The sequence below is a fragment of the Halomonas flagellata genome, assembly GCF_022487945.1.
GTDB lineage: Bacteria > Pseudomonadota > Gammaproteobacteria > Pseudomonadales > Halomonadaceae > Halomonas > Halomonas flagellata.
Window position 1 is genome coordinate 57,406 of the sequence record NZ_JAKVPY010000025.1, and the last position, 8,746, is coordinate 66,151.

The 8,746-nt window shown below is 64.6% G+C and carries 8 protein-coding genes and 1 rRNA gene; 3 read left to right on the forward strand and 6 right to left on the reverse strand.

The genetic code is table 11. The features are described from left to right. The first annotated feature begins 90 nt into the window (after nt 1-90). The gene (locus MKP05_RS17630; RefSeq protein ID WP_110282034.1) at nt 91-807 is read left to right on the forward strand and encodes a hypothetical protein; all 717 of its coding nucleotides are present in this window, start codon (nt 91-93) and stop codon (nt 805-807) included. 35 nt (nt 808-842) lie between these two features. On the opposite strand, the gene tusA is transcribed toward MKP05_RS17630, so the two are convergent. Then, nucleotides 843-1,094: a sulfurtransferase TusA gene (tusA, locus tag MKP05_RS17635; protein WP_110282035.1), complete on the reverse strand. Its 252-nt coding sequence runs from the start codon at nt 1,092-1,094 to the stop codon at nt 843-845. 42 nt (nt 1,095-1,136) lie between these two features. Here tusA and MKP05_RS17640 point away from each other — a divergent pair, with 42 nt between their 5' ends. Continuing rightward, complete coding sequence (locus MKP05_RS17640; RefSeq protein ID WP_110282036.1) at nt 1,137-1,424, forward strand: antibiotic biosynthesis monooxygenase family protein; 288 nt, start codon at nt 1,137-1,139, stop codon at nt 1,422-1,424. A 31-nt stretch (nt 1,425-1,455) separates the two neighbouring features. Here MKP05_RS17640 and rlmM read toward each other — a convergent pair whose 3' ends face one another. From rlmM to MKP05_RS17655, 3 genes are all read right to left on the reverse strand, one after another. Further along, nucleotides 1,456-2,523 (reverse strand): 23S rRNA (cytidine(2498)-2'-O)-methyltransferase RlmM, encoded by a 1,068-nt coding sequence (rlmM, locus tag MKP05_RS17645; protein WP_240569485.1) that lies wholly within the window; start codon nt 2,521-2,523, stop codon nt 1,456-1,458. After that, nucleotides 2,520-2,957, reverse strand: a complete 438-nt coding sequence (locus MKP05_RS17650) for a DUF2721 domain-containing protein (RefSeq protein WP_240569486.1) — start codon at nt 2,955-2,957, stop codon at nt 2,520-2,522. The genes rlmM and MKP05_RS17650 overlap by 4 nt, the downstream gene beginning before the upstream one ends. Before the next feature lie 207 nt (nt 2,958-3,164). After that, on the reverse strand, nt 3,165-5,177 hold the full coding sequence (locus MKP05_RS17655; protein ID WP_240569487.1) for a CocE/NonD family hydrolase: 2,013 nt from the start codon (nt 5,175-5,177) through the stop codon (nt 3,165-3,167). A gap of 186 nt (nt 5,178-5,363) precedes the next feature. Between MKP05_RS17655 and MKP05_RS17660 the strand changes: the two genes are divergently transcribed. After that, nucleotides 5,364-7,337: a CocE/NonD family hydrolase gene (locus MKP05_RS17660; RefSeq protein ID WP_240569488.1), complete on the forward strand. Its 1,974-nt coding sequence runs from the start codon at nt 5,364-5,366 to the stop codon at nt 7,335-7,337. Between the two features lie 34 nt (nt 7,338-7,371). On the opposite strand, the gene MKP05_RS17665 is transcribed toward MKP05_RS17660, so the two are convergent. Both MKP05_RS17665 and rrf read right to left on the reverse strand, forming a co-directional pair. Further along, nucleotides 7,372-8,397: a D-alanine--D-alanine ligase family protein gene (locus MKP05_RS17665; protein ID WP_240569489.1), complete on the reverse strand. Its 1,026-nt coding sequence runs from the start codon at nt 8,395-8,397 to the stop codon at nt 7,372-7,374. Nucleotides 8,398-8,671: 274 nt separating this feature from the next. Continuing rightward, nucleotides 8,672-8,746 (reverse strand): 5S ribosomal RNA (rrf, locus tag MKP05_RS22155); the annotation flags it as partial.

Here is an 8,746-nt window from a genome sequence, read left to right on the forward strand (position 1 = left end):
CGAGCATCCCTGGTTTCGCAACGGATCAGCGTCAGGCCCGACGGCCCCCAGAAGCCGATGCCGTGAACACGCAGCACGTGGAGGGAGATCATGGGTATCCCGCTGTCACCCCGCCCGGCCCAGGTCATCGACCTGGAGATCATGCGCCAGCGTCAGCGTGCCAGGCGCCGCCTGATCCGCCTGGCTCCCGAACTGGATAGCCTGGAGATGGTCTACCGGCTCGCCTCCAGCCCCGACACCCTCTATGGCATGCCACTGCTCGCCTGGGGCCTGCGCGAGGATGGCGAGGTGGTCGGACTGGTGCCCTGGATGGAGGCGCTGACTCCCTGTCACCGCCTGGATGACCCCGAACACGGCAGCTTCGTCGGGTATCGCGATCCGGAGACCGAAGAGCTCTTCGAATCGGCCCCCGAGCACAAGGTGCTGGAGCTCGAGCACGCCGCGGCCTACTTCGACTACGAAGACACCAGCGAGACCACCCTCATCCAGCAGCTCCCCGAGACCCAGGGCACCCACGCCCTGTGCATGGACGAGGGCGACGCCCCCTGGCAGCTCAAGCAGGTATTCGGCTGGCGACTCTACAACGATGGCTCGGTGGAGGCCTTGCTGGCCGACGAGCGACTGGTGGACTCGACGCCGATCCTCCCCGGTGATGCCTGCCTCTACCCCGGCCACAGCCGTCATCGGGTGGTCTACTTCTTCCAGCGCCGGATCGCCAACCGCATTCGCCGCGAGGATCCCGCCACCCTGGAGGCACTGGCGCTGATGGTGATGCCCGATGACGAGACCGGCCCGCCGTCGGGCTGAGCCGAGGGCCCTCGCTTACCCCAACCGGATGTCGCTTACCCCAACCGGATAAAGTAGAGATAACAGCCATCGAGCTCCTGCTGATGAACCAACTCGTGTCCGAGGAAGCTGCAGAACCTGGGTACGTCCCGGGTGGTCGCCGGATCGCTGGCGACCACCTTGAGCACCTCGCCGGCACGCATGTCGCGCACCTTGTTGTGCATCAGCATGATCGGCTCGGGGCAGTAGAGCCCGGTGGTGTCGAGTTCTGCTTGATAATCGGGCGGGGAATCAGTGGAATCAACCATCGATGACCTCGTCGTGGGAAGCAATCAGTAGGGAGCAACTAGATGATCAAGATCATTATCGAACGTCGCATCATGCCCGGACTCGAGGAGGAATACGAGGTAGCCGCTCGTGAAGCCATGCGCCACTCCCTGGGTGCACGCGGCTTCGTGGGCGGCGAGAGCCTCGTCGAGCTCGGGCACAGCGACCGACGCCTGATGATCACCAAGTGGCGCGACCTGCGCGCCTGGAAGGAATGGTACACCAGTGAGGAGCGCGCCCGGGTGATACAGCGTCTCCTGCCCCTGCTGACCGAGGACGAGCGCATCCGGATCTACGAACCCACGAGGTAGCCGGACGCCCGCCACTCGTCAACGGTGCGGATCAGTCCGTGATCCGCACGTGCACCGTCACCTCCTCACGATCGTGATAGAGGTGACGGCAGCCGATCTCTGCCGCTATCCCGGCCTCCGCCAGTGCCTGCGCGAGACGCTCGAGGCAGGAGGCAACCTCGGGCCAGCGCCGCCGCATCGGCAGCTTGAGATTGAACACCGCTTCGCGACACCAGCGCCGCACCAGCCAGCGCTCCATCATCGCTTCCACCCGGGCCGGCTTGTCGACGATGTCGCAGACCAGCCAGTCCAGACGATAGGGTGGTTCCCAGACGAAGCCATCCTCACGCAGGTGTTCCACCAGCCCCGTGGCCATCAAGGCCTTGTCCATGGGGCCGTTGTCGATGGCATAGACGTGCATTCCGCGCTTCGCCAGTTGCCAGGTCCAGCCGCCGGGAGCGGCGCCGAGATCCGCGGCCTGCATCCCTTCGGCCAGTCGCGTGTCCCACTGCTCCCGGGGCACGAACTCGTGCCAGGCCTCCTCGAGCTTCAGGGTCGAGCGACTCGGGGCACTGTGGGGGAAACGTAGCCGGCGAATGCCCCCCGGCATCTCGCTGCGGTTACCGGGGAAGCTCATGCCCAGCTGTACCCGGTCGCCGGCCCTCCAGAGCAGATGCAGGCGCCGCCCACCGGCCTTGCGCCGCAGCGCCTTGCGCTTCTTCAGCACCGACTCCAGCGGTCGGTTCAGTGCCTTGATCAGGCCAGCCAGCGCCTTGGCGTCATTGGTGTCGGGCGTCTCCTGCCAGAGCGACTCGAAGCTCCAGCCGCTGGCCACGACCTGTTCGACGATGGGGGTCAGGCGGTCCTCGCGCGCAAGTGACAGCGGCGGCAGTGCCACCAGGCTCTGGCGCGCGAATACCAGGGACATCAACGGCAGCTCGCGATGCAGGGCATTGACCGGCTCATCGCCCTCGACCCGGAAGCGCACGAAGCCGGCATTGGCATCGAAGAGCGCCTGCCCCGTCCACCCGATGGCCTCGGCCTTCTCGGTGATCTCGGCGGCAAGATCCGGTTCGAACCCCGGGCGGCAATAGCACAACAGTTCGACGGGAGACGTCATGCGTCTTCTCCCGACTTGCCAGGCGATTCAGCGGGCGAGCCCGACGCCAGCACGTCCTCGATATCCTGTAGCTGCACATTGAGGGCATTGGTCGAGATCTGGATCTCCCACAGGGAATAGACCAGCGAGACAGACAGGCTTAGCAGGCTGATGCCGAACAGCACCATACCGGTGAATTCCAGCGACAGGAACAGTGCAAACATCGAGAGGGTACACAGCAGAAAGCTCATCACTCCGGCCAGCTGCATGCGCTTGGTCAGCGAAATCCGCTGGCGTAGCAGCAGGATCTGCCTGGCATTGACGTCCTGGTGCTGGTTGCGTTCCTCATCGGCCAGCTTGCGGATCAGCTGGGCCAGCACCAGGAAACGGTTGGTATAGGCCAGCAACAGCAAGGAAATGGCGGGAAACAGCAGCGCCGGGGTCGTCAGGGTCAAGGCTCGGCTCCAGAAAGGCATGATCGGCAAAACTCGCTATCATATCAGCCACGTTTCCCACCGGCGACCCGACTCCATGGGGAGGCCCCTAAATGAAGAAACCCCAGCCTCGAAGGAGGCTGGGGTTTCGGGATAGGTGCCTGACGCCCCTTCTCCCACTGCGTGGGCTTGAGTCAGGGCTCTCGGGCCGCCGTTTCGCGGCAAGCATCAGATGTTGTCGCGCGGCACGGTTTCATTCCAGGTGGTGGAGAAGACGCGCTCATCGCCCTCGTAGGCATCGACGGTGGCATTCAAGTGGAAGTGTGTCGGCGTCGAGGTCAACTGCGTGCGAGTGGCCACGACGATGCGCCAGTCGCCTCGCTCGAAGCTGCGGCTATTGACCACCTCGCCTCTCAACGTGGCGTAATCGTCGTTGGCATAGCGATAGCGCTCGGTGACGTCGTAGCCAATGGTGAGGCCCAACTCGTCGAGGCGCCACTGGCCATCGTTATCGATGACCTGCAGGGTGGCCTCGTTGGTGGCCAGGTTGAACAGTACCGTCCATTCGCGATGCGCCGGCACCAGCAGCGTCGTCGTCGGCCCCGGCGCCGCTCTTGGCACGCCGAGATCGAGCAGGCCGGCATCCGCCTCCCGCATCGGACGCGAAGGGAGCAGGAGACGACCGCCGGGGTGGAGCGTCAGGGTCGCGGGAACCGGCGACGGCCAGGCCAGCGGCCAGTAGGACGACGAGATGGCCACCCGGATGCGGTTGCCCGCAGGAAACCGCTGGGCGACGTGATTCAGCCGCACCGAAACCCGATACCACTCACCGGGGCGAACCGGTTCGGGCCGGGCATGCCCGCCACGATGACTGAGGTTCAGAAGGCCGTAGGTGACCAGCGTCACCGTGCCTTCGGAGCCGATATCGGACAGCCGGACGGCGACCATCGCCTGCGGCTGGTCCGCCGACAGTTCGAGTTCGACCACAGGCTGCCCCAGGATCTCGATGTCTTCCTCGAGCGGCGCCGTGTCGAAACACAGCGAACCGCCATCCTCCAGGCGCTGGTCGGTGGGCAGATCGGTGCTTTCCGAGTAGCTGCACCACTTGCCGGCGAACATCCCCACGCTGAGCGGGCTGCGGACCTCGAGTGGAGGCGCATTAGTGACGGCGTTGTCACCACCCGGTTCGAGCCGCCCCGGGGTCAAGCCATAGACCCACGTCTGAAGGCGCCGGCTCGGCCATTCGTCCTCGGCCACCCAACGTCCGGGGCGTTCGTCACTGATGGGCGATATGCTGTCCTGCATCCAGGCCCTCAGCATCGGCTCGACGTCGACACCGTTATCGATGTCCTTCAACCAGCGGTCCCACCAGCGCACGCATTCGCCGAGGAAATCGATGGAGGGACCGGGACCGCCCATGTGCGGATACTTGTGGCCCCAAGGGCCCACCAGGCCCTTGCGCGGCACGTCGAGATGGCGGATCAGCCGGAATACGGTGTTGCAATAACCGTCGGCCCAGCCGCTGACCGCGAACACCGGGCAACGAATCGCCGCGAAGTCCTCGCAAACGGAAGCATGCTGCCAGAACGCATCGCGCCGCTGGTGCTCCAGCCAGGTCTTGAGCCACAGTCCGCTTTCCTCGAGGCGCTGGAACCACAAATCGCGCCAGTGTTCGCCGACGATGGCCGGGTCCGGCGGACAGGCATTATAGGACAACATCACCGACGCCCACGACAGGTTGTCCGTCAGCAGACAGCCGCCCATGTAATGCACATCGTCGGTATAGCGGTCGTCGGACGAGCAGACGGTGATCACGGCCTGCAACTCGGGCGGTTGCAAGGCGGCGATCTGCAGACCGTTGAAACCGCCCCAGGAGATACCGATCATCCCTACACGGCCGTTGCACCACGGCTGGGCGGCGATCCAGCGGATCACCTCGACGCCGTCGGCCAGTTCCTGGGGCAGGTACTCGTCGTGAAGCACGCCATCTGAGTCGCCGCTGCCGCGCAGGTCCACGCGCACGCCGGCATAGCCGTGACGAGCGAAGAAACCGTGGACTTCACTGTCGCGCACGGCCTTGAAATCGCGCTTGCGATAGGGAATGTATTCAAGGATCGCGGGAACCGGATGATCCGTGGCATCCGCGGGAAGCCATAACTTGGCGGCCAGGCGACAGCCGTCGGGCATGGGGATCCAGCTATTCTCGATGACCGTCACCGCGGCCGCTTGCCCATCGTTCATTTCGCGTCCCCCCGACTATTGGGCCGGCACCGATGCCGGGCCAGTGGAAGCCTTTTTATCGTATATCATTAGGACATGCATTGCCGTTGCGGCGCACTCTCCCCCACAGGCCCCACAGAGGGTGCCATGAAGATCGTCCATGACTTTCCGCGCGAAGTCCGGGTCATAGAAAACGTTTGGATTCCCATGTCCGATGGCATCCGGCTGGCGGCTCGCGTCTGGCTACCCACCGACGCGGAGCATAGCCCCGTGCCGGCCATCCTGGAGTACATGCCCTATCGCAAGCGCGATTTCACGCGCCTGCGCGACGAACCGCTGCATCGCTACTTCGCCGGGCATGGCTATGCCTGTATCCGGCTCGACCTGCGCGGCAGCGGCGATTCCGACGGGCTGCTGCTGGACGAATACCTGCAGCAGGAACTCGATGACGCCGTCGACGCCATCGACTGGCTGGTCGCCCAGCCGTGGTGCAACGGCGAGGTCGGCATGATGGGCATCTCCTGGGGCGGTTTCAACGCGCTCCAGGTCGCCGCCATGCGCCCCGCGCCGCTCAAGGCCATCATTACCATGTGCTCCACCGACGATCGCTACAGTGACGACGTGCACTACCAGGGCGGTTGCCTGCTCAACGAGAACCTCGGCTGGGGCTCGGTCCTGCTGTCCTGCGCCACCACGCCCCCCGACCCCGATATCGTGGGTGGCGACTGGCGTGCAAAGTGGCGCCACCGGATAGACAACGCGCCGTTCTACCCCTTGGTGTGGATGCGCCACCCGCAGCGTGACGAATATTGGAAGCATGGTTCGATCTGCGAGGACTTCGACGCGATCGCCTGTCCCGTCTACGCGGTGGGTGGCTGGGCCGACGGCTACGTGGATGCCATTCCGCGCCTTATGGCCGGCCTGAAGGTACCGCGCAAGGCATTGATCGGACCATGGTCGCACGCCTTTCCCCACGCCGCCCTGCCCGGCCCGGCCATCGGTTTCTTCCAGGAGGCGCTGCGCTGGTGGGATCACTGGCTGAAGGGAATCGACAGCGGGCTCATGGACGAACCCATGCTGCGGGTATGGATGGAGGAATACGTGCCGCCCGCCCCGATGCACGCGGAAAGGCCGGGCCGTTGGGTGGCGGAGGAAACCTGGCCATCGGGACGCCTGCAACCGCACACCTTCTACCTCAACGTGCTGTCGCTGGGCGAACGCCCCGACAGCGAAGACCGGATGCGGATCGCGTCCCCGCAGACCACCGGGCTGGCGGCGGGGGACTGGTACGGCTTCGGGGCGGAAGGCGAATCGCCCACGGACCAGCGTGAGGACGACGGCAAGTCGTTGGTCTTCGACTCCGATCCCCTGACGGAGCGCCTGGAAATTCTCGGCGCTCCCATCGCCTCACTGGAACTGGCAGCCGACCGCCCTGTCGCCTACGTTATCGTACGCCTCAATGATGTCGCCCCCGACGGCGCGTCCGCCCGGGTCAGCTACGGCATTCTCAACCTGACCCAGCGCGACAGTCGCGAATATCCCGAACCACTGGAGCCCGGGCGCCGCTATCGTGTGACGGTGAAGCTGAACGACATCGCCTATGCCTTCGCCCCCGGACACACCATCCGCCTGGCAATCTCGACCAGCTACTGGCCGGTGATCTGGCCGGCACCGGAGCCCGTCAACCTGACCCTCTACACCGGCACCAGCCGACTGCAGCTTCCGGCACGACCGCCGCGCTCGGAAGACGCCGAGCTGCGGGCCTTCGAACCGCCGGAGCGCGCTCCCATGCCCGAGATGACGACGCTCACCGTCGCGCCCCTCCGCCGTCAGGCCGAGCGGGACCTGACCACCGGCATGACGGTCTACCGCATCTCGACCACCGGCGGAGACTTCGGCGACGCTGCCCTCGCCCGGATCGAGGATATCGACCTGACCGTCGGCTACACCATCACCAAGACCTACCGCATTCACGACTACAACCCGGACCTGGCCGAATCGACGGTCGAACAAACCACCACGCATCGCCGTGGCGACTGGTCCACGCGACTGGAGTGCCGCACGCAGCTCACCGCAACACCGCAGAGCTTTCGCATCCGCGGCATACTGAAAGCCTACGAAGGCGGTACGCTGTTCGCCCGCCGCGACTGGGACGAGGAAGTCGCCCGCGAGCTGCTGTGAATGGCCCATAACGGCTCGGTGGTGTGCCGCCAGGTCAGGACGTCCCGCCGAGTTCGTAGCGCGCTGTCGCCGCCTCGAGGATCAAGCTCAGCAGCTCGTGATAAGGGTAGCCGGCCCACTCGGCCATCAGCGCCAGCTTGCCGTCCCAGTACCAGGTTGGATTGGTGTTGGCATCGAGCAGCCGGGGTTGCCCATCCTCGCCTTCGCGGAAGTCGAAGCGGGCGTAATCACGCAGCCCCAGCCGACGGAACAGCTTCACGGAATAATCGACCAGTTGGCTCCACTTGACGTCGTCGATCTCCGCGCGACGGAAACTCAGCTTCTTCCAGTACGGCGAGTCAGGGTCGGCTTTCGAGCCATAAGTGAGAATCGGCGGCAGAACGGGGTCGAGAGCGCTATAGTCGATCTCCAACGGCGGTAGCACCGTGAAGCCTGTCTGGGGATTGCCGACCAGCCCCACGGTATACTCCGGGCCGGTCAGGAAGTCCTGGATCAGCGCATCCGCGACCGCAAGCTCCTCAGCCAGCCAGCGCAGATAGGCCTCCGCCTCGCTGGCATCATGCACCACGCAGTCCCGCGTGATGCCGAAGCTTCCACCACTGCTGTTCGGCTTGATCAGGCAGGGATAGATGCTCGGCAGTACCAGAGGATCGGCGGACAGCTCCACGTAGGTCTCGTTGGGCACGGGAATCCCCTGCCCGGCCGCCAGCGCACGAACCAAGGCCTTGTCGGTGGTCAGGCTGATGCTCATCGGGTCGGCACCGGTATAGGGGATATCGAGGATTTCCAGCAATGCCGGCACATTGCGCTCCAACTCCCAATCGTTGCGGAACCCGGTATCGCAGAAGTTCAGCGCCAGATCGGGAGGATGAGTGCGCAGGTCGTCGATCAGCCTGGCATGGTCATCAAGGTAGCTGAAGCGATACCCCGCCAGGCGCTTCAAGACACTTCGCAGTTGCTCGACCGCCTTTAGCTCCTCGGCACCGAACATCCCATCGACGGCATAGGCATACGGTAGCCGGGGGTCGCCGAGCAGCACGGTCACGTTCAGGTGTTGCATCCGATAGTCCTCCCCCTTTCGCCAACTCACGCAAGGTAAGAAAAGTATACGCCAGGCTCTGGCACGACCGAGGTATCCGTCCGGGTGCCCGGCTTTGCCGCTTGGCCTTGCGGATCCGGGTCTGAACGAGGTTGGTATTCAGGCCGTGTGCAGGGCGACTTGGGCGATGGAGACGCCAGGCTGGAGGCAGGCAGCCACGATCTTGGCCCTGAACTCCGGGAAGAAATGAAAAAACCCCGAACACGGATGTGCTCGGGGTTTTCTCTGAAGAAGTGCCTGACGATGACCTACTCTCGCATGGGGAGACCCCACACTACCATCGGCGCTGAGCGGTTTCACTGCTGAGTTC